Origin of the sequence: Bradyrhizobium sp. Bra78 (genome assembly GCF_024519855.1) — a bacterium.
In the GTDB taxonomy this organism is placed as follows: Bacteria; Pseudomonadota; Alphaproteobacteria; order Rhizobiales; family Xanthobacteraceae; genus Bradyrhizobium; species Bradyrhizobium japonicum_G.
In genome coordinates, this window is sequence record NZ_JALJRE010000003.1 from 367031 (window position 1) to 388220 (window position 21190).

Consider the following 21190-nt stretch of genomic DNA (forward strand, 5'->3'; position numbering starts at 1 on the left):
CGACCTGACTGTTCTCACTTCTCCCCGCACGCGGGGAGAGGTGAATGGGTATCGTCGTCTCAGAGCAGCCCTGCCCCGCGCGCCCATTTGTACTTGGCGCCTAGGACCTCGACCGGCAGTTCGGTCGAGTAGGCATAGGCCGGGATACCGTTCTGGTACAGATATTCGGCAGCTTCCTCGACCTCGACGTCGCCGGCGAGCGAGGCCACGATCGGCTTCACGAAACCCTTGGCCTCCATCTCCTTCTTCACCTCGACCATGTTGCGGGCGAACACCATCGGCGGCGTGACGATGGTGTGCCAGTAGCCGAGGATCAGCGAGTGGATGCGTTCATCCGACAGGCCGAGCTTGACCGTGTTGACATAGGTGATCGGCGGCTCGCCGCCGGTGATGTCCACGGGATTGCCGGCCGCGCCGAACGGCGGGATGAACTTGCGGAAGGCCGCATCCAGATCCGGCGGCATCGACATCAGCGACAGGCCGTTGTCGACGCAGGAGTCCGACAGCAGCACGCCCGAGCCGCCGGCACCGGTGATGATCAGCACGTTCTCGCCCTTCGGCGTCGGCAGCACCGGCACGCCGCGGGCGAATTCGAGCAGTTGCCGCAGGCTGCGGGCGCGGATCACGCCGGACTGCGCCAGGACGTCCTCGTAGATCTTGTCGTTGCCGGCGAGCGCGCCGGTGTGCGACGAGGCCGCCTTGGCGCCGGCCGAGGTGCGGCCGGCCTTGAGCACGACGACCGGCTTCTTCTTGGAGACGCGCTTGGCGGCTTCCGCGAAGGCGCGGCCGTCCTTGAGATCCTCGCAATGCTGAGCGATCAGGTTCGTGTTCGGGTCCTGCTCGAAGAAAGCGAGCAGATCGTCCTCGTCGATGTCGGACTTGTTGCCGAGGCCGACGATCGCGGACACGCCCATCTTGGCCGAGCGCGAGAAGCCGATGATGGCCATGCCGATGCCGCCCGACTGCGAGGACAGCGCCGCGTGGCCCTTGACGTCGTAGGCGGTGCAGAAGGTCGCGCAGAGATTGGCGGGTGTATAGTAGAAGCCGTAGATGTTCGGCCCCATCAGGCGGATGTCGTACTTCTTGCCGATCTCGACGATCTCGGCCTGCAGCTCGGGCGCGCCGGCTTCGGCGAAGCCCGACGGGATCAGAACCGCACCCGGGATTTTCTTCTCACCGCATTCAACGAGCGCGCCGGCAACGAACTTGGCGGGGATCGCGAACACCGCGGTGTCGATCACGCCCGGTACGTCCTTGACGCTCTTGTAGGCCTTGTAGCCGAGAATCTCCGGTGCTTTCGGGTGGATCGGATAGATCTCGCCCTTGTAGCCGCCGTTGATCAGGTTCTTCATCACGGAGTTGCCGATCTTGCCGTCCTCGGCGGAGGCGCCGATCACGGCGACGCCCTTCGGCTGCATGATACGGCTCATGGCCGCGACGATCTCTTCGGTCGGGCGCGGCTTCGGCTTGGGCACATAGGCGAAATCGACGACGATGCGGACGTCGGCGGCGATCGCGTCCTTCGCCGTCGCAAACACCGGGTTGAGGTCGAGCTCGACGATTTCAGGGAAATCGGTGACGAGCTGCGAGACCTTGACGATCACATCGGCCAGCGCCGTGCGGTTTACCGGCTCTCCGCCGCGAACGCCCTTCAAGATCTCATGCGCCTGGATGCCGTCGAGCATCGAGAGCGCATCTTCCCTGGTCGCCGGCGCGAGTCGGAAGGTGATGTCCTTCAGTACTTCGACCAGCACGCCGCCGAGGCCGAAGGCGACGAGCTTGCCGAACGAGCCGTCGGTGATCGAGCCGACGATCACCTCGGTGCCGCCGGCCAGCATCTGCTGGACCTGGACGCCTTCGATCTTGGCGTCGGACTTGTACTTCCTGGCGTTGCCGAGAATGGTCTCGTAGGCCTTCTCGGCATCCTGCGCCGTCTTGAGGCCGACGATGACTCCGCCGGCTTCGGTCTTGTGGAGAATGTCCGGCGAGACGATCTTCATCACCACCGGGAAGCCCATCGAGGAGGCCATCTTGCCGGCCTCGCCGGCCGACTTCGCCACGCCTTCCTTCGGCACCGGAATGCCGTAGGCGTCGCAGACCAGCTTGCCTTCCGGCGCCGTCAGGCTGGTGCGGTTGTCCGCCTTGACCTGGTCGAGCACCTTGCGGACGGCATCTTTGGAATTGGACATGTGGCTTCTCCCTTGACCTCGGTTCGTTCTTTTCAAAGCGCGCGCGTGTGCGGCTGCCCGTGATGCTTGCCATTCGCCGCGCTCTGTTCCATGTCGCGGAATGGAGTGGCATAAAGCCGAGGCTACTCCGCCGCTTTGGATCAAAAATGGCTGGCGATGGCATTTGGTATGCCAGAAGCCAATTTGTCAAGCGACCGCATTGCCTAGAATGCCGCAAAAAATAGGCAGCTTGACATTCTGGCATTTGGTATGCCAAAAACTTTCCAGTTAATAATCCTGTAAAAGACGACTCCCACTGGAGGAGATTCGTCGTGTCACTGCGGAAACCAACCAAGGCGTTGCCGAACATGGCCGAGGCAGATATCGCAATCGTTCGTATTGCCCCGGAGAGCAGCTTCAAGAACAAGGCGTATGACGCCTTGAAGGAAGCCATCCTCAAGATGGACATCTACTCGACGCCCGAGCCGGTGATGCTCGACGAGCGAGCGCTGTCCGAACGCCTCGGTGTGAGCCGCACACCGATCCGCGAAGCCATTGCGATGCTCGAGCAGGACGGTTTCGTGAAGACCGTTCCGCGCCGCGGCATCATGGTGGTGCGCCGGACCAAGAGCGAGATCGTCGACATGATCCGCGCCTGGGCGGCGCTGGAGAGCATGGCGGCCCGCCTCATCACCACCACCGCGCGCAAGAAGGACATCACGGCGCTGCGCGACTACTTCAAGGATTTCAGCAAGGACCGCCTGCCCGAGGATCACGTCGAGGAATATTCGCGCGCCAACATCGCCTTCCACCAGGCACTGATCTCGCTGTCGGAATCGCCGGTGCTGGTCGACCTCACCAATGACCTCTTGCTGCACGTGCGCGGCTACCGGCAACTGACGATCGGACGCAAGGATCGCACCGCGACCTCCCTGCCCGAGCATATGGGCATGATCGAAGCCCTGGAGGCGCGCGATACCGACCTCGCCGAGAAGCGCGCTCGCGACCACACCCTTGGCCTTGCAGCTTACGTCGAAGCGCACGGTCAGGAACTCTTCTAGCAACGTTCACCAGAAGGGCGAGCAATTCGCCCACAAAGCCTAAACGGCATCTTGAGACCAGGGAGACAAGGCCCATGCTGAATACCGCGACCAAGTCCGAAGCACCGGGCACCGAGCAGGAACTGACGGATGGCTTTCATCTCGTCATCGACGCGCTCAAGCTGAACGGCATTACTACCATCTATAATGTGCCGGGCATCCCGATCACGGATTTGGGCCGCATGGCGCAGGCCGCCGGCATTCGCATGATCTCGTTCCGCCACGAGCAGAACGCCGGTTACGCGGCGGGCATCGCCGGCTTCCTCACCAAGAAGCCCGGCATCTGCCTCACCGTCTCCGCGCCCGGCTTCCTCAACGGTCTCACCGCACTCGCCCACGCCACCACCAACTGCTACCCGATGATCCTGATCTCGGGCTCCTCCGAGCGCGAGATCGTCGACCTCCAGCAGGGCGACTACGAGGAGATGGACCAGCTCGCGATTGCCAAGCCCCTGTGCAAGGCGGCCTATCGCGTGCTGCACGCCCAGGACATCGGTATCGGCCTTGCCCGCGCCATCCGCGCCGCGGTCTCGGGCCGTCCGGGCGGTGTCTATCTCGACCTGCCGGCAAAGCTGTTCGGCCAGGTGATGAACGCCGATGCCGGCCAGAAGTCGCTGGTCAAGGTGATCGACGCTGCGCCCGCGCAGATCCCCTCGCCCGCTTCGATCAAGCGCGCGCTCGACGTGCTCAAGGCGGCGAAGCGTCCCCTGATCATCCTCGGCAAGGGCGCTGCCTACGCGCAGGCCGACGAGGAGATCAAGACCTTCGTCGAGAAGAGCGGCATCCCGTTCCTGCCGATGAGCATGGCCAAGGGCCTCCTCTCCGATACCCATCCGCAATGCGCAGGTGCTGCGCGCTCCACGGTGCTGAAAGATTCCGACGTCGTGCTGCTGATCGGCGCGCGGCTGAACTGGCTGCTCTCGCACGGCAAGGGCAAGAACTGGGGCGACGCACCCAAGAAGTTCATCCAGGTCGACATCGAGCCGCGGGAGATGGACTCCAACGTCGAGATCGTCGCGCCCGTCGTCGGCGACATCGGCTCGGTCGTCTCGGCCTTCAACCAGGCGATGGCCTCCGGCTGGAGCGTCCCGCCCGCCGAATGGACCAAGGCGATTTCGACCAAGCGCGAAGAGAACGTCGCCAAGATGGCGCCGAAGCTCATGAACAACAAGTCGCCGATGGACTATCACGGCGCGCTCGGCGTGCTGAAGAACGTCATCAAGGAGTATCCCGAGGCGATCCTCGTCAACGAGGGCGCCAACACGCTCGACCTCGCCCGCGGCGTCATCGACATGTACAAGCCGCGCAAGCGTCTCGACGTCGGCACCTGGGGCGTGATGGGCATCGGCATGGGCCAGGCGATCGCCGCGACCCTCGAGACCGGCCACCCCGTGCTCGCAGTGGAAGGCGACAGCGCCTTCGGCTTCTCCGGCATGGAGGTCGAGACCATCTGCCGCTACAATTTGCCGATCTGCGTCGTCATCTTCAACAATGACGGCATCTATCGCGGCACCGACGTCAACAGCGTCAACGCCGATCCAGCGACGACGGTGTTCGTCAAGGGCGCGCGCTACGACAAGATGATGGAAGCCTTCGGCGGTGTCGGCGTGAACGCCACCTCGCCCGACGAGCTCAAGCGTGCCGTCAACGAGGCGATGGCCTCGGGCAAGCCGACGCTCATCAACGCGGTGATCGATCCGGCCGCGGGTTCGGAGAGCGGCCGCATCGGCAACCTCAATCCGCAGAGCGTTCTGCAGAAGAAGAAGTAAGTCCCCCCTCAACCCTTTATTCCCTGTGGTTAGCAGGGGCAGACAGAGTACGGAGCAACATAATGACCAAAGCGCTCGAGGGCGTTCGCATTCTCGACTTCACCCACGTTCAGTCCGGGCCGACCTGCACGCAGCTGCTCGCCTGGTTCGGCGCCGACGTGATCAAGGTGGAACGCCCGGGCGTGGGTGACATCACCCGCGGCCAGCTGCAGGACATCCCGAACGTGGACAGCCTGTATTTCACCATGCTCAACCACAACAAGCGCTCGATCACGCTCGACACCAAGAACCCCAAGGGCAAGGAAGTCCTCACCGAGCTGATCAAGAAGTGCGACGTGCTGGTGGAAAATTTCGGCCCCGGCGTGCTCGACCGCATGGGCTTCCCCTGGGAGAAGATCCAGGCGATCAACCCGAAGATGATCGTCGCCTCGATCAAGGGCTTTGGTCCCGGGCCGTACGAGGACTGCAAGGTCTATGAGAACGTCGCGCAGTGCACCGGCGGCGCCGCCTCCACCACCGGCTTCCGCGATGGTCTTCCGCTCGTGACCGGCGCACAGATCGGCGACAGCGGCACCGGCCTGCATCTGGCGCTCGGCATCGTCACCGCGCTCTATCAGCGCACGCATTCGGGCAAGGGCCAGCGCGTCACCGCCGCGATGCAGGACGGCGTGCTCAACCTCGCCCGCGTCAAGCTCCGCGACCAGCAGCGTCTCGCCCACGGCCCGCTCAAGGAGTACAGCCAGTTCGGCGAAGGCATTCCGTTCGGCGATGCCGTGCCGCGCGCCGGCAACGACTCGGGCGGCGGCCAGCCCGGCCGCATCCTGAAGTGCAAGGGCTGGGAAACCGATCCCAACGCCTACATCTACTTCATCACCCAGGCCCCGGTCTGGGAGAAGATCTGCGACGTGATCGGCGAGCCGACCTGGAAGACCGATCCGAACTACGCCAAGCCGGCCGCCCGTCTGCCGCGCTTCAACGAGATCTTCGGTCGCATCGAGCAGTGGACGATGACCAAGACCAAGTTCGAGGCGATGGAAATCCTCAACAAGGACGACATCCCCTGCGGCCCGATCCTGTCGATGAAGGAGATCGCCGAGGACCAGTCGTTGCGCGCCACCGGCACTGTGGTCGAGGTCGATCACCCCACCCGCGGCAAGTACATCTCGGTCGGGAACCCGATCAAGCTGTCGGATTCCCCAAGCGACGTGGAGCGCTCCCCGCTGCTCGGGGAGCACACCGACGAGATCCTGCGCAGCGTGCTCGGCTTCTCGGACCACCAGGTCGCCGAGATCCACAAGTCCGGCGCGCTCGACCCGCCGCAGAAGCAGGCCGCGGAGTAAGCGGATTTATCTCAAGACACGAAAGGCCGCCGGTTTCGGCGGCCTTTTTGTCGACCCCGAGATCGACCGGGCCGGCAATCAGTCCGCTTCGGGCGTTGATCCAGCCAAGGCCAAATTAAAGACCGGTCCCCAGGGAACCAGACACAGTGGCCGCCCGTTGTCTTCTCAAACGGCGTGCTCCCGGAAAAGCGAGTCCGCCGTCTTCACGGCGAGTGACCAAGCACCTCGCAAGAGACCTGCCCAACGCTGAAGAATTGGCCGCCTTCTCCGCCCAGAGGGTGTCGATCCATGTCGGCTTGTGCGAGGATATTGTCGCGTCCGGCACTCGTCGGGACCACGCTCGTTGATCAAACCGAGGTCGAAATGTCGAAAGATCAATCCCCTGATCGCGCCAAGCGTGAAGCCAACAAGGCGTTCAAGCCTGCCAAGCCGCAAAAGCCGATGAATGACTATGCGAAGGACCAGCACTCCTTCAACGAGAACCGCGAGCGCTTGAAAGCGGAGCGATTGGCCCGCGAAGCCAAGCCGGGAAGCCGCTCCGAATAGGAAGGGCTCTGGACCCGCCTTCGATCGCAATCGCGCCGGAAGCCGTGCCCTCGAAGACTTGCATCGAAATCGGCGCCTGACCTCGACCTATAGCATCGAGAGCACGACGATTCCGTCTTCGAGCTCCCCTGAAGCCAGCCGTGCCCGGGCGATGCGCTCGAATTCCGTTCGGTTCCTTTGAAGATAGCTGAAGGCCTGCTTCTGCGTCAGGAACGTGGTCGCCAGTCGGCACATTTGCCGGCCCGCGCCCAGCGCGAGAAAGAACGTGATCGTGCCACCACCGTCCAACTTGATTCTAGGCACGATCTGCACTCTTTGGCATGTGACCGGCCCTGTCCAGAGATTGTCGATGGCGTTACGTGCGCAGGCTATCGCGGCAGCTTCTTCTTGCGCTTGGCCGGGGTGGGTGCCGGCAGGGATGCCTGAAGGGTTATGTCGGCCGCTTCCTTGGCTTGGCGCAGCTCTCGAAGCCGCGCCATGTTCTTGCGAACATCCACGGCTTGCCTTTCGGCATCCGCCATCGCTCGCGCCCCCTCTTCAACAGCCAAACGCTGACGATTGGAGCGCGCGATGGCCTCGGGCGTCGGTTCGGCCGATTTCTTGGCGCTCATGATCCACCCTGTTCCACAACGGACAAAACCCGCTCAATCCGGGGATCGAGCGGGCAGCGCGGCCGTTTCAGTACATCCGTGAAACGGCACCAGGTCGTTAGGCCAGCGAGAGATTCTCTGCGCTGACCTTACCCCGCATCTTGTCGGTCTTGAGCTCGAAATTGACCTTCTGGCCCTCAGCGAGACCCGCAAGACCAGCCCGCTCGACCGCGCTGATGTGAACGAACACATCGCTGCCGCCGTCGTTGGGCTGAATGAATCCAAAGCCCTTCTGGCCGTTAAACCACTTCACAGTACCTGTCGTCATCTTCTTCTCCAAAGCGCATACGTGCGCATTCCGCGCGAATCGTCGCGCAGATGAAATTCAATTCGTCGATGTCTATGGAAAAGGAGCCCGCGGGCGCATTCAACAAGGCACAGCGGCTGAACGAACAGACCTCACCGTATACCTCATCACGCTCATTTGCAAGGCGTGGCCGGATTTAAATGCCCGGAGGCCTCAGCGGAAGGTTCGCAGGATTGAGGACCCGGACTCGGCGGGGGCGCCTGAGGAGAGGCAAGATGGGCCTTCTCGAGCACGCCGGCAGGCCAAAGGCACGACACTTCGCCCGATCGAACTCAGCATTGATCTCTAGAGCCGCGCGCGCGGCACGATCCGGGCGAGAAGAGGTACGTTCGCGTGCCACAGCAAGCAGGCCCGCGCCCGGGCGGTCTGGCCTGCGGCAAATTCCAAAAGCTGCTGCCGCGAGAACAGATGCCGTTCGCAGTAGAACGGCCGAAGCGGCGCGTGAGAGAAAAAATTGTAGAAGAGCGCGCAGCGGTCGCGCGCGATCGCCGGGCGCCCGCGATGATAGTGACTTGCGACGTCCGCGAAGATCACCGTGCCGGCCCTGCCGGTGCAGGTCGTGACGTCGCCGCTGCCCAGCGTCGCGCCGAGCCTGTCCTCCAGCATTTCCTGCGTGAGGACCGGAAAATTGGCGCCGTCGAGCGTGTCGCTGCCGGGAAAGGAGCGGTGCAGGACTTCGAGCGGGCCGGTATCCATGTCGACATCATGCAGGTAGACGATCACCTTGACCATCCGCCGATCCTCGACATCGCGATGCCATCTGCGTGCCCCCACCTGCCGGCCGTCGGCCTGGGTATAGAAGAAATTCAGCGTGTCATATCCGGCAGGCAGGCCAAGATAGGTTTCAACGATGTTGAGGATGCGATCGTGAAGGGGCCAGCGGACGATGTGCGGATGGCGCATCATATCCTCGGCGCCGACCTGCACGGTATATTCGCCGGCAAACTCGCCCTGTTTGGCACGGTGCGCATAGCTGTTCGCGATACCGGTCGCAGATGTCCAAAGCGCGTCAGTGCCAGGCAGATCCAGCTTTTCGAGCGACGTGATGTGGACCCCGTTGTTTTCCAGCCCGGCGACGATATCCATCTCGAGTGGGGAGAGTTTGGGCAGGCGCGGCCTATAGGATGCCCGCGCCCTCTCGTAAGCCTCATCCAATTTCCGGCTGATCGCCGGCATTCCAAGCAATCTCGAAGTGGTCTGCGCTGGCAGGCTGCGGATCCGGCGCAAGGCCCGGTAGCGCAGCGTCGTCTGCTTCATGTCGTAAGTCTCTTCGGTTATGATGGATGCACGGCGAGATCGCCGTCGGCGCCGGACGGAGTCAGCCGATAGCTAATCGCCGAGTTGAGCCAAATTTCGGCTTGAACGTTACGAAGTGTGAACGGAGCGTATCGAGCACCACTGCAAGCAAGTGAGGCAGATGGCGCCGCGTCGTAGCGCACGCCGTGGAGACCCGCGACGCCGGAAGCATCGGGAACGATCGCGATCGTCTTTCGGTCCTCGACGGTGCGGCTACAGGCAACGACTTGAAGAAGACGAGGTCAACATGTCACTGCTAGGCAAGGCAGCCGTCGCGATGTGGTGGAGCGTCCGCCCGGAGCAGCGCGCGGAGTTCGGCGACTGGCATTCGCACGAGCATTTTCCGGAGCGGATGAGCATTGCCGGCTTCCGCCGCGGATCGCGCTGGACCAGCACGACCGACACCGAAGGCTTCTTCGTGCTCTACGAGCTGGAGCAATATGAGGTGCTCACATCGAGAGGATATCTCGATCGCCTCAACGCGCCGACCCCATGGTCGACCAGGATGATGCCGCATCATCTCGGGATGGTGCGCAGCCAGTGCCGGATCGTCGCGAGCTTTGGCGGCGGCGTCGCCACCTCGCTGGCCACCATCCGGCTTTCGCCGGAGGCCGGACGCGAGGCGGAGTTGCAGACGCGCCTCTCGGAGATGCTCGGCACATTGGCGCAGATGCCGGGACTGACAGGCGCCCACCTCCTCGTGACGGACACGCCCCGGACCAGCTTGCCCACCACCGAACAGCAGATCCGCGGCAAAGACGGCGCTGCCGACTGGATCGTGCTGCTATCCGGCTACGATGCCGGCACGGTCGAGCGCGTGATCGCCGAACAGCTCTCGCCGTCAACACTTCGCGGCGCGGGCGCGCGGAACCATGCGACGACCGGCTGCTACGCGCTGGCGTTCACGATGACGCCGCAGGATGTAGCGGTGGTCTAGCGACTCCCGCCGGGCCACCTTCAGAAAATTCGGGACGCGCTGTCGGATCGGCACTGTCTCGTTCGTCATCTAGACATGAATGGGCCATAGACGCTGAATTCGCGCCCGTCGATCCACGAGGATGATCATCATGCCGAGCACTGTCCGCCTTCACCGCGTCCTGACCACCAGCCCGCAGAAAGTCTATCGCGCCTTCCTGGAGCCGGATGCGCTGGCAAAGTGGCTTCCGCCCAACGGCTTTACCTGCACCGTCCATCATTTCGAGCCCAAGGTCGGAGGCACGTTCAAGATGTCGTTCCGTAACTTCACGACGGGCAACAGCCACGCCTTTGGCGGCGAATATCTCGAGCTCGTCCCGGGCGAACGTCTTCGCTACACCGACAGATTCGACGACCCCAATCTGCCCGGCGAAATCCAGGTCACCGTGATCTTGAAGAAGGTCTCGGTCGGCACCGAGCTCGACATCACGCAGGCCGGCATTCCCGACGTCATCCCGCCGGAAGCCTGCTATCTCGGCTGGCAGGAATCGCTGCGGAATCTGGCGAAGCTCGTCGAGCCGGAGATCAACCAGTAGCCGCAGAGCTGGCTGGCCTGAGGGGCACCTTCCTTGTGGCCATCCTTCGAGACGCCCGCTCAAATGGCGCCAAAACCTACGCGCCCGCCCTCGGCGCGAGCCCGCCGCTCGCGGTCCAGCGGTCCGGGTCGGGACTGTGTCCGATCAGCGCGAGACCGTAGGCGATCGACTCGAACTGATCGCCCGACATCAGCCGTTCGTTGCCGAACCGTTCGGCGAACAGTTTTCGCACCGCCGGCACGAACGAGGTGCCGCCGGTCAGGAACACCTTCTCCACCTCGCGCGCGGTGATGCCGGCCTCGCCGAGCACCTTGTCGACGGTGGCGCCGAGCCGGGCGATGTCGTCGGCGATCCAGGCTTCGAAGTTCTTCCGTGTGATGGTCGATCCGATCTCGACCCCGCCGCCTTTGAAGCGGAAGTCCACCTGATCCTGCGCCGACAGTGCGACCTTGGCGTCGGACACCGCCCGGTACAGCGAAAAGCCGAGGTCGAGATCGACGATGGTGATGAAATCCTCGAGCAGAGCCGGCTTCAGCGCGGAGCGCGCAAGCTCCCGCAGCTCGCGCAGATCGCCGTTGCTCTTCATCATCGCGAGTTGATGCCAGCGCGCGAGGTTGGTGTAGTGGCCGCTCGGGACCGGCAGCACCTTGTCGAACGAGCGGAAGCTCGAGCCCTTGCCCAGCTGCGGCGAGACGACGTGATCGACGATGCGGTAGTCGAACGTGTCGCCGGCAATCCCGATGCCGGCGTGGCCGAGCGGCTCGGCGCGCAAGGTGCCGCCCGCGCGCGAGAAGCGCATCACCGAGAAATCGCTGGTGCCGCCGCCGAAATCCGCAACCAGAACTGTCGCATCGCGCTCCAGCCGGCGGGCGAACGAGAACGCGGCGCCCACGGGCTCGTAGACGTAGCGCGCATGGCCGGCGCCGAGGCGCTCGAACGCCGCCCGGTATCGCTGCATCGCCAGTGCCTCGTCGGGATTGCCGCCGGCAAAGCGGACGGGGCGTCCGACCGTGATGGTCGATGTCTCGAAACCGAATTTGTCGCCGCCATGGCGCGCCAGGGTCCGCAGGAACGCCGCCAGAATATCCTCGAACTTGTAGCGCTGCCGGAACACCTGGGTGGTGTTGAAGCTGCTGCTCGCGGCGAAGGTCTTGAACGACTGGAGGAAGCGGTAGACATGCCGTCCTTCGAGGAACTGCTCGATCGCCCACGGGCCGCCTTCGGCCTGGGCGCCGGCTCCCGGGCGGTCTTCCCAGAAGCACAGGGCCGAGACGTAGACGCTGTGGCGCTGTCCGCCATGGTCGAAGCGGATGGCCTCGACCCGGCGGTTGTCCGCCGCGAGCGCGACGACCGTGTTGCTGGTCCCAAAATCGATGCCGATCGAGACGGCGGCCGAGGCGCTCGACATGAACCACTCTGACAGATGATTGGAAGGGCGCAGAGCACTAACGGCTTTGATCCGCCCTGCCAAGACCCCGGTCCATTGCATTTGCGCAGCTTTTCGGGGTGGCGGTGGGGTGTTTGCGGAGCAAGCGACGTCCTTGGGCAACAAATTTGCGACTTTAAGGCCGAAACGGCCTCGTTAACCCGGCGTTATGCTGCAATGCAGCGGATTAAATGCTGCTATGCAATGACGTGCATGGACATTGGCATCTGGTATACATAAATTCCCTTCCGAAATGAGACAGCAATACTGACCGTCTCAAGAAAGGATTTCCGATGTCCAAGACCGCCGCAGTTGCTCTCGCTCCGTCCTCCTCGCTGTTCGCCCGCCTGATGGCCGCGGTCGACCGCCTCCTGATGGCGAGCGCCGAGATCTCGAATCACAACGGCGACCTGCCGCGTTTCGGCCTGTAAGCCAGTACGTCCCCGCGCGGCCGGACCGCGCGGCGGTTTCAGAGCCGCTCTCATACTACTTTTGATGAATGGCCCCGCAGCGCGGGGCCATTTCTACTTGTGCTGTCCCGAGTCACAGCCCGCGACCAGGCAAGGTGCTGCGGCATTTGCGCACGGTGGCCGGACCAGCGCTTGAAGCTTGGCATAATGCATACAAGAATGCCCCTCCAGCGCTCGCAGAAAAATTAGAGGCGCCACGGGAGGCTTTATGACGGACATGGTGCAAGCAACCGCCCCGACAGCCGCGCGCGTCAGCGACACGTATCGCTGGGCGCAATTGGCAGTCGGTGTAGCGGCGATGGTGATGATCGCCAACTACCAATACGGCTGGACGTTCTTCGTCCCCGACATCCAGAAGAAATTCGGCTGGGATCGTGCGTCGATCCAATGGGCCTTTACGCTGTTCGTGCTGTTCGAGACCTGGCTGGTGCCGGTCGAAGGATGGTTCGTCGATAAATACGGTCCGCGCCTCGTCGTGCTGATCGGCGGCGTGCTCTGCGCCGTCGGCTGGGCGATCAATGCGCAGGCCACCACGCTGAACGGCTATTATCTCGGCATGATCGTCGCGGGCATCGGCGCCGGTGGCGTCTACGGCACCTGCGTCGGCAACGCGCTGAAGTGGTTCCCCGACAAGCGCGGTCTCGCCGCGGGCATCACCGCCGCGGGCTTCGGTGCGGGCTCCGCCCTCACCGTCGCGCCGATCCAGGCCATGATCAAGGACAGTGGTTTCCAGACCACCTTCCTCTATTTCGGCCTCGGACAAGGCATCATCATCTGCGTTCTCGCCTTCTTCCTGCTGGCGCCGAAGCCGGGCCAGGTGCCGAACGTGGTGCCGAACGCCAATCTGCAGCAGACCCGCCGCAACTATCAGCCGACCGAGGTGCTGCGTCAGCCGATCTTCTGGCTGATGTACTTCATGTTCGTGATCGTCGGCGCCGGCGGCTTGATGGTGACGGCGAACCTGAAGCCGATCGCGGTGGACTGGAAGGTCGACGCCATCCCGGTCACGCTGATCGGCATGACCATGACCGCAGTGACGTTCGCGGCCACGATCGACCGCGTGCTCAACGGCCTGACGCGTCCGTTCTTCGGCTGGATCTCCGACATGATCGGCCGCGAGAACACCATGTTCATCGCATTCGGCATGGAAGGCGTCGGCATCTGGATGCTCTACCTCTGGGGCCACGATCCGATCTGGTTCGTGATCCTGTCGGGCTTGGTGTTCTTTGCCTGGGGTGAGATCTACTCGCTGTTCCCCTCGACCTGCACCGACACGTTCGGGGCGAAGTTCGCGACCACCAATGCCGGCCTGCTCTACACCGCCAAGGGCACCGCGGCCCTTCTCGTTCCCTTGGCCAATTACGTGCAGCAGACCTCCGGTCATTGGGACAGCGTGTTCATCCTCGCAGCCGGCGCAAACATCCTGGCCTCTCTGCTCGCGATCGCGGTACTCAAGCCCTGGCGCAAGGTCGTGGTCGCGAAGTCGACCGTCTGACACCAGACTTCATTCCTGCAAAACGCCCGGCCTTTCGGCCGGGCGTTTTCGTTTGCGCGGGCGATGCCGCCATGGCGATGGAACCGCGCATTTTGTCACAGGGAAGCCAAGATAGGGCTTGCAATCTGGAATATGGTATACCAAGCTCCAGGCAGCGCTTGCGACGATAAGCCACAACATTTGCGACATCGGGTCATCTTGCAACCGGTGTCGACCAGACAAGCGCATTGGGAGGTTGTTGATGATTTCCAGCACGGATGGCGCCGTGACAGCTGCGCCCCTTCGCACAGGTTTCCGTTGGCTTCAGCTCGTCATGGGCATCGTCTGCATGGCGATGATTGCCAATCTGCAATACGGCTGGACGCTGTTCGTCGATCCGATCGATGCGGCCCATCATTGGGGACGCGCCGCGATCCAGCTCGCCTTCACCATCTTCGTCGTCACCGAGACCTGGCTCGTGCCGATCGAGGCCTGGTTCGTCGACAAATACGGCCCGCGCATCGTCATCATGTTCGGCGGTGTGATGATCGCGCTCTCGTGGATTCTCAACTCCTACGCCGATAGCCTTCCGCTGCTCTACACGGCGGCCGTCATCGGCGGCATAGGCGCAGGCGCGGTGTACGGCACCTGCGTCGGCAATGCGTTGAAATGGTTTCCCGACCGCCGCGGCCTCGCCGCCGGCGCGACCGCCGCAGGCTTCGGTGCGGGCGCAGCCCTCACCGTGGTGCCGATCGCGACCATGATCGCGACGAGCGGCTACCAGCACGCGTTCCTCACCTTCGGCATCGGCCAGGGCGTGATCGTATTCGTGCTCGCCTTCTTCATACAGCCGCCACGGATCTCGATCCCGCCGAAAAAGAAGCAGCTCAACCTGCCGCAGACCAAGATCGACTTCACTCCGCCGCAGGTGCTGCGCGCTCCTATTTTCTGGGTGATGTATCTCGTTTTCGTCATGGTCGCCTCCGGCGGCCTGATGACCGCGGCGCAGATCGCCCCGATCGCGCACGACTTCAAGATCGCGAGCACCCCGGTGACGCTTGCCGGCTTCCAGATGGCGGCGCTCACCTTCGCGATCTCGCTCGACCGCATCTTCGACGGCTTCGGACGTCCGTTCTTCGGCTTTATCTCCGACACGATCGGCCGCGAGAACACCATGTTCATCGCCTTCGGCACGGCGGCGTTGATGCTCTTGACGCTGTCGGCCTACGGCCACGTCCCGATCGTGTTCGTGCTCGCGACCGCGGTGTATTTCGGCGTATTCGGCGAGATCTACTCGCTGTTCCCCGCCACCTGCGGCGACACCTTCGGCTCGAAATACGCGACCACCAACAACGGCATGCTCTACACCGCGAAGGGCACCGCCTCCCTGCTCGTCCCGCTCGCCAGCGTGATCTCGGCAGCCTACGGCTGGAAGGCGGTGTTCGTGGTGGCGGTAGCGCTGAACGCGACGGCGGCGCTGATGGCGCTGTTCGTCATCAAGCCGCTGCGCCGCTCCTTCATCCTCGGCAAGGAAGCCGAGAGCGCCAATGCCGCAACGGGCAACCCCAAGACCGAGACGGCGTAAGCCGCAACACGCCATTGCACGGCTGTAGAAGGGGCGCAGCGATGCGCCCCTTCTTTTTGGCGCGACGACAAACGTCAGCATTACTGCCGCAAGATTTTTCGGATCAGCCAAATCCAGCGCTTGACGATTGGCATTATGTATACCACACTTGCCCCATCATTCACCCAGGGAGGTTGCAATGCTGGTCGGAGACATTCTGCGCAAGAAGACGCCGCGCGTTGTCACGGTGCGAATGAACGAAACGGTGGGTATCGCCGCCAAGCTGATGCGCGCCAACAATATCAGCGCTCTGGTGGTCAAGGACGTGGTCCGCTCCGAGGGTAACACCGCGGTCGGCATGTTCACCGAGCGCGACGTCGTGCGCGCAGTCGCCGAGCACGGCGCCAATGCCGTCAACGTCAAGGTCTCGCAGCTCGTCTCGGTGCAGCAGCTCGTGTCCTGCACCTCGAGCGACACGATCGAGCACGTCCGCCATTTGATGAACCGGAATCACATCCGCCACCTGCCCGTCATCGACGATTACAGCCTCGTCTCGGTCATCAGCATGCGCGACATCGCCGCTGCCATGGACGAAGCGATCAACGGCACGCCGCAAGCGGCCGCCTAAAGCCACACGACCCTTCCCCTGCGACTACCGGCCCCGGCTCGGATCCGTCCGAGCCGGACCGGATCTTTCGTCCCGAATTCCGGTCACCCGCGAGGATTTCATGAAGATCTGCATCTACGGCGCCGGCGCAATCGGCGGATATCTCGGGGTCCAGCTCGCGCGCGCGGGCGCCGACGTCAGCCTGATCGCACGCGGTGCCCACCTTGCTGCGATGCGCGAGCGCGGCCTGACGCTGCTCGCGGGCGAAGAAACACACACGGTGCATCCGCGCTGCACAGACGATCCCACCGAACTCGGCGCGCAGGACTACATCATCATTACCCTCAAGGCGCACTCGATCACCGGCGTGATCGAGACGATGCAGCCGCTGCTCGGACCCCGCACCCGCATCGTCACCGCCGTCAACGGCATCCCCTATTGGTACTTCTACAGGCATGGCGGCGATTACGAGAATTCGACGCTGGAAAGCATCGACCCCGGCGGCCGGCAATGGCGCGAGATCGGTGCCGAGCGCGCCATCGGCTGCATCGTCTATCCCGCCACCGAGATCGAGGCCCCGGGCGTGATCCGCCATGTCTACGGCAACAATTTCCCGCTCGGCGAGCCCTCGGGCGAGATCACCTCCGACGTGCAGCGCCTCTCCGACCTCTTCGTCGCCGCGGGCTTCAAGGCGCCGGTGCTAGACCGCATCCGCGACGAGATCTGGCTCAAGCTCTGGGGCAATGTCTGCTTCAACCCGATCAGCGCGCTGACCCATGCAACGCTCGACGTGATCTGCACCGATCCGTCCACGCGCGCGCTGTCGCGCGCGATCATGATGGAGACGCAAGCGATCGCCGAGACCTTCGGCGTCAAATTCCGCGTCGACGTCGAGCGCCGCATCGAAGGCGCCCGCAAGGTCGGCGCGCACAAGACCTCGATGCTGCAGGATCTCGAGCGCGGCCGTCCGATGGAGATCGACCCGCTCGTCACCGTGGTGCAGGAGATGGGCCGCCTGACCGGCATCGCCACGCCCGCGCTCGACTCGGTGCTGGCGATGGTGACCCAGCGCGCCCGCATCGCCGGCCTCTATGACGGCGTCTCGGCACCGGCCGATCCGCGCGCACTGGCGGTGGCGTGATGGCGGGCGAGATGAAGCAATGGCTGCGCTTCCGCCATGCCGGCGCGACCGGCTTCGGCGCGCTGACGCCGTCGGGCATCAGCGTTCATGAGGGCGAGATGTTCGGCCGCAATGCCGCCACCGGCAGGACGCTGGCGCTCTCTGAGGTCGAGCTGCTCGCGCCCTGCGCGCCCAGCAAGATCGTCGCGCTCTGGAACAATTTTCACGCGCTCGCAGCAAAACTGAATCAGCCCGAGCCGCCGGAGCCGCTCTATCTCCTCAAGGCCACCACCAGCATCACGGCGCCGGGTGCCGTGATCCGCCGTCCCTCTTATTACGACGGCAAGACGACCTATGAGGGCGAGCTCGGCATCGTGATCGGCAGGACCTGCGCCCGCGTGTCGCCTGTGGAAGCGGACAGCTTCATCTTCGGCTACACCTGCGTCAACGACATCACCGCCAACGACATCCTGACCAGCGACCCGACCTTTCCTCAGTGGGCCCGCGCCAAGGGCATCGATGATTACGGCGCGTTCGGCCCCGTCATCGCGACCGGCCTCGATCCGGCCAGGCTGGTGGTGCGCACCATCCTCAATGGCGCAGAGCGGCAGAACTATCCGATCTCGGACATGATCTTCACCGCGCAGGAACTCGTCAGCAGTATCTCCCACGACATGACCCTGCTCCCCGGCGACCTCATCGCGGTCGGCACCTCGGTCGGCGTCGGCGTGATGAAGGAGCCGGTCAATACGGTGACCGTCGCGATCGACGGCATCGGCGAGCTCACCAACGAGTTTCGGCTGTAGCCGCCCAACTCCGGGAAAACCCGGCACTTCTCGCCCGTCCACCGATCGTCTGACGCATCCAGCCGTGGATGGTGCTCGCGGAAACCGCCAACGATCCGGCGCGCCCCTTGATCTGGGTTCCGCACTCCAATAGCAACTATGGCGAAAATGTGTGCCGGCGTGAGGAAGTCACGATGTGGCTGTTTTTCCTGGTTGCCTGGTTTGCCCTGCTCGCCGCCATCGCGGTCTTCGCCCAGCAGGCGTTCGGTTACGACGTCGCCCACCTGGCCGCCTGGTTCGCGGGCCTGCCCGTGCCGCAGCGCATCGCGACCGGTACGATCCTGGCGGCAGGACTGGCGCTGATCGGCGCCTCCGCCTGGCGGCTCTCGCGCCAGGACCGGCGCCTGGACACGCTCAGCGACCGCCTCAAGAAGACCCGCGAGGACGTCGTCGTCGCCCACGCCCTGCAAAACCACCTCGACGCCACCGTCCAGCACTTGATCGAGAGCGATCCCCGGGAGGCCGTCTCCGCGCTGCACGACAAGCTGGGCCAGACCGAGCAGCGCGCCCTTCTCCAGCAGGGCCGCACCGAATCCACCGACATGCACGACCAGCTCGCCGAGATCCGCCGCCGGCAGCAGGGACTGCGCGACATGGTCGGCAAGGTCGCCGAGCAGCGCCGCGCGGTCGAGCCCGTCTTCACCGAGATCCGCGACCGCCAGAACCAGCTCGAACGCTCCCTGCACGATCTCGAGACCGACGACCGCAAGAACAACCTCGCCGACCGCCTCAAGGAGATCGCGCGCGACGTATCGGTGCTGCTGACGCGGGTGGGCAGGGTCCATGACATTTTCGCGACCCTCAACCAGTACAAGGAAGATCTGGCCAAGTCCCACGCCGAGCTGGTGCCGCTGCGCGCGTCGGACGCCGGCATCAACGCCCTGATCGGCGAGCTCAGCCTCAGCCACGATCGCCTCGCCAAGACCATGGACGAACTCGAGACCGGCAATGAAGCGCCGCTCTCCGCCCGCGTCGAGACGCTGTCGAAGAACAAGATCGAGATCGAGCAGCGCCTCGCCCGCGTCGACGACAGCTTCAACATCCTGAAAACCATCCGGCTCGATTTCGAGGAGCTCGGCCAGCGCCAGACCCAGCTCGATCGCTCCCTCGCCGAGGTCGAAACCGACCCCGATGGCAGGAGCCTTGCCGACCGCCAGAATGCGCTGAACGATTTCGTCGTCCAGTCGCGCCAGCGCCTCGGCGCGCTGCAGGAGACGCTGGCGACGCTGAACGCCTTCAAGGCGGAGCTGTCGAAATCGCAGGCCGACCTCGTCCCGCTGAAGGCGCCGGTGTTCGGCATCGAGGCCCTGATCGCCGAGGTCGGCACCACGCGCGACCTCCTCGCCAAAACCGTCGGCGAGATCGAGGCGAGCGGCGGCGTCACCCTCGCCTCGCGCGTCGACGCCCTGACCAGGAGCAAGCGCGAGGTCGAAGACCGCCTCGTCCGCATCTTCGACAATTTCAATGCGCTCGACGGCCTGCGCAAGGACATCGGCGGCATCTTCTCGACCATCCGCAACAGCCTCAACCGCATCGGGTGAAGGCCGACCACCCGCGCGCCGCACGCAATCGCCCGCCTCGGAAACATCCGGACACATCACATCTGCGCGCGCCCGGCATATGCCGCAGACATGTCCCGCGCTTGCCGCACTGTGGACGCATTCGGCCGCCCTTCTGTGAGGCGTGTCTGGGGGCACGGCATGGCCGTGTTTCGACCAAACCTTCTAGGGGTATGACTGTGAAGAAGATTGTAATTGTTCTGGGTGCCACGCTTGCTCTGGTGACGGCTGCGAACGCTGCGGATCTGCCGCGTCGCCAGCCCGTGCCGGTCTATTCTGAGCAGGCGCCGATCGGCAAGATGCCGATTGGCAAGAGCCCGATTGGCAAGGCCCCGATCGGCAAGGCGCCGGGCCCGGTGGCGGCGCGCTACTGACGCGCTGGCGAACGACGCGCGGAATTGGCGTAAGCGGCCGACAGTCGAGGGGCACAGCGTGACGAACAAACCTGATCGATCGGGATCCTGCATCCTTGCGGGATTTGCGCTCGCGGCCATGGTCGCGTGCACGACGCCCTCGGCCTCGGCCCACGAAGCTAACAAGCGCGTCGCCGACGCGAACGCGCTTGCCACGACCGACACCGCACGACCGGCGCCGCAAGCGACGCGGCGTCCCGTCGGGCGCGCGGAGAAAGGTCCCTACTACGTCGACTTCCGCGCCCGGACGGCCGCGAGCTGGGGGCATGCCTTCGTCTGGTACGGCAAGACCAGCGAGCGCGCCGTCGAGGTCGCGGGCCTGACGCCGGCCGGCGACACGCTTGCCTACGTGCTCGGACATCTGACCTGGGTGCCCTCGGAGACCGGCGCGAGCTACGGCGATCTCGACCCGGAATATCTGACCGCGAACTATCGCGTCTACCTGAACGAAGCCGACGCCAAGCGCGTGTTCGCCTACATCAAGAAATTGCAGGCGAGCTCGCCGGTCTGGAACGCCGAGACCACCAACTGCACCGGCTTCATCGGCGACATCGCCGAGTACATGGGATTGAAGGTCCCCTACCGCTGGCAGCGTCCGGAAAACTTCGTCAACAGCCTCAAGGAAATCAACGGCGGCCGCCAGATGGTGCGGCTGTCGGCGGAGTAGCCCGCCAGGGCGCACCGGGCGACCACGTCATCACGAAGAGCCCTTGCGACGACGCGATCCAGAATCCCTCCGCGGAAGGATTCCGGATTGCTTCGCGAAGCCTGTCATCGGGCCGCGCTTCGCGCGGACCCGTTGGCTCGCAACGACAAAGTTGAAGCAGCGGCGCACAATACGTCGGTAGAGCCCGGAACCTCGCTTCGCCCGTCGGGCAAAACACCCCGCACAAAATCTGCACCGCGACTGTCAACCCACCGTCGCAAATATATTCCACTTTACCGAAATTCGGATTTGTCGTAGACACAAGACGCCCTGACCCGGGACAAGGGGCGGATCGCGATCGTCACGAACCGCGGGTTGG

At 63.9% G+C, this 21190-nt stretch carries 21 protein-coding genes; 15 read left to right on the forward strand and 6 right to left on the reverse strand.

Annotation, left to right across the window (positions count from 1 at the left end):
* Window positions 1-59: 59 nt before the first annotated feature.
* Window positions 60-2189, reverse strand: a complete 2130-nt coding sequence (locus OC450_RS09105) for an acetate--CoA ligase family protein (protein ID WP_262047712.1) — start codon at window positions 2187-2189, stop codon at window positions 60-62.
* A 347-nt stretch (window positions 2190-2536) separates the two neighbouring features.
* Here OC450_RS09105 and OC450_RS09110 point away from each other — a divergent pair, with 347 nt between their 5' ends.
* From OC450_RS09110 to OC450_RS09125, 4 genes are all read left to right on the forward strand, one after another.
* Window positions 2537-3229: a GntR family transcriptional regulator gene (locus OC450_RS09110; protein ID WP_211383539.1), complete on the forward strand. Its 693-nt coding sequence runs from the start codon at window positions 2537-2539 to the stop codon at window positions 3227-3229.
* A 74-nt stretch (window positions 3230-3303) separates the two neighbouring features.
* Window positions 3304-5037, forward strand: coding sequence for an oxalyl-CoA decarboxylase (gene oxc, locus OC450_RS09115; protein WP_211382987.1), 1734 nt, complete (start codon window positions 3304-3306; stop codon window positions 5035-5037).
* 62 nt (window positions 5038-5099) lie between these two features.
* Window positions 5100-6377, forward strand: a complete 1278-nt coding sequence (gene frc / locus OC450_RS09120) for a formyl-CoA transferase (protein ID WP_262047713.1) — start codon at window positions 5100-5102, stop codon at window positions 6375-6377.
* A gap of 363 nt (window positions 6378-6740) precedes the next feature.
* Complete coding sequence (locus OC450_RS09125) at window positions 6741-6923, forward strand: hypothetical protein (RefSeq protein WP_211382985.1); 183 nt, start codon at window positions 6741-6743, stop codon at window positions 6921-6923.
* An 87-nt stretch (window positions 6924-7010) separates the two neighbouring features.
* On the opposite strand, the gene OC450_RS09130 is transcribed toward OC450_RS09125, so the two are convergent.
* The 4 genes from OC450_RS09130 to OC450_RS09145 form a co-directional block, all read right to left on the reverse strand.
* Window positions 7011-7235, reverse strand: coding sequence for a hypothetical protein (locus OC450_RS09130; RefSeq protein WP_211382984.1), 225 nt, complete (start codon window positions 7233-7235; stop codon window positions 7011-7013).
* A gap of 56 nt (window positions 7236-7291) precedes the next feature.
* Complete coding sequence (locus OC450_RS09135; RefSeq protein ID WP_256806316.1) at window positions 7292-7534, reverse strand: transcriptional regulator; 243 nt, start codon at window positions 7532-7534, stop codon at window positions 7292-7294.
* A gap of 97 nt (window positions 7535-7631) precedes the next feature.
* Window positions 7632-7841, reverse strand: a complete 210-nt coding sequence (locus OC450_RS09140) for a cold-shock protein (RefSeq protein WP_211382982.1) — start codon at window positions 7839-7841, stop codon at window positions 7632-7634.
* A gap of 324 nt (window positions 7842-8165) precedes the next feature.
* Window positions 8166-9137 (reverse strand): hypothetical protein, encoded by a 972-nt coding sequence (locus OC450_RS09145; RefSeq protein WP_211382981.1) that lies wholly within the window; start codon window positions 9135-9137, stop codon window positions 8166-8168.
* 286 nt (window positions 9138-9423) lie between these two features.
* On the opposite strand from OC450_RS09145, the gene OC450_RS09150 reads away from it, so the two are divergent.
* Together OC450_RS09150 and OC450_RS09155 are read left to right on the forward strand one after the other, a co-directional pair.
* On the forward strand, window positions 9424-10113 hold the full coding sequence (locus OC450_RS09150) for a hypothetical protein (protein ID WP_262047714.1): 690 nt from the start codon (window positions 9424-9426) through the stop codon (window positions 10111-10113).
* 130 nt (window positions 10114-10243) lie between these two features.
* On the forward strand, window positions 10244-10687 hold the full coding sequence (locus tag OC450_RS09155; RefSeq protein ID WP_262047715.1) for an SRPBCC family protein: 444 nt from the start codon (window positions 10244-10246) through the stop codon (window positions 10685-10687).
* A 76-nt stretch (window positions 10688-10763) separates the two neighbouring features.
* Here the strand turns inward: OC450_RS09155 and OC450_RS09160 are convergent, their stop codons facing one another.
* Window positions 10764-12095 (reverse strand): Hsp70 family protein, encoded by a 1332-nt coding sequence (locus OC450_RS09160; protein WP_262047716.1) that lies wholly within the window; start codon window positions 12093-12095, stop codon window positions 10764-10766.
* A gap of 311 nt (window positions 12096-12406) precedes the next feature.
* Between OC450_RS09160 and OC450_RS09165 the strand changes: the two genes are divergently transcribed.
* The 9 genes from OC450_RS09165 (at window position 12407) to OC450_RS09205 (ending at window position 20832) form a co-directional block, all read left to right on the forward strand.
* Entirely contained in the window at window positions 12407-12544 is a 138-nt protein-coding gene (locus OC450_RS09165; protein ID WP_262047717.1) for a hypothetical protein, read from the forward strand.
* Between the two features lie 247 nt (window positions 12545-12791).
* Window positions 12792-14078 carry an oxalate/formate MFS antiporter gene (gene oxlT, locus OC450_RS09170; protein WP_211382976.1) on the forward strand — a complete coding sequence of 429 codons (1287 nt, stop codon included), beginning with the start codon at window positions 12792-12794 and terminating at the stop codon, window positions 14076-14078.
* Between the two features lie 241 nt (window positions 14079-14319).
* Window positions 14320-15642 carry an oxalate/formate MFS antiporter gene (gene oxlT / locus OC450_RS09175; RefSeq protein WP_256806319.1) on the forward strand — a complete coding sequence of 441 codons (1323 nt, stop codon included), beginning with the start codon at window positions 14320-14322 and terminating at the stop codon, window positions 15640-15642.
* Window positions 15643-15820: 178 nt separating this feature from the next.
* Entirely contained in the window at window positions 15821-16249 is a 429-nt protein-coding gene (locus OC450_RS09180; protein ID WP_211382974.1) for a CBS domain-containing protein, read from the forward strand.
* A 100-nt stretch (window positions 16250-16349) separates the two neighbouring features.
* On the forward strand, window positions 16350-17369 hold the full coding sequence (locus OC450_RS09185; RefSeq protein ID WP_262047718.1) for a 2-dehydropantoate 2-reductase: 1020 nt from the start codon (window positions 16350-16352) through the stop codon (window positions 17367-17369).
* Window positions 17369-18154: a fumarylacetoacetate hydrolase family protein gene (locus OC450_RS09190; RefSeq protein WP_256806320.1), complete on the forward strand. Its 786-nt coding sequence runs from the start codon at window positions 17369-17371 to the stop codon at window positions 18152-18154. Before OC450_RS09185 ends, OC450_RS09190 begins: the two co-directional genes overlap by 1 nt.
* Window positions 18155-18327: 173 nt before the next feature.
* A complete protein-coding gene (locus tag OC450_RS09195; protein ID WP_211382972.1) occupies window positions 18328-19734 on the forward strand; it encodes a hypothetical protein in 1407 nt (468 codons plus the stop codon).
* A 191-nt stretch (window positions 19735-19925) separates the two neighbouring features.
* Window positions 19926-20126 (forward strand): hypothetical protein, encoded by a 201-nt coding sequence (locus tag OC450_RS09200; protein ID WP_211382971.1) that lies wholly within the window; start codon window positions 19926-19928, stop codon window positions 20124-20126.
* Window positions 20127-20184: 58 nt separating this feature from the next.
* Window positions 20185-20832: a hypothetical protein gene (locus OC450_RS09205; RefSeq protein WP_262047719.1), complete on the forward strand. Its 648-nt coding sequence runs from the start codon at window positions 20185-20187 to the stop codon at window positions 20830-20832.
* Window positions 20833-21190 lie beyond the last annotated feature (358 nt).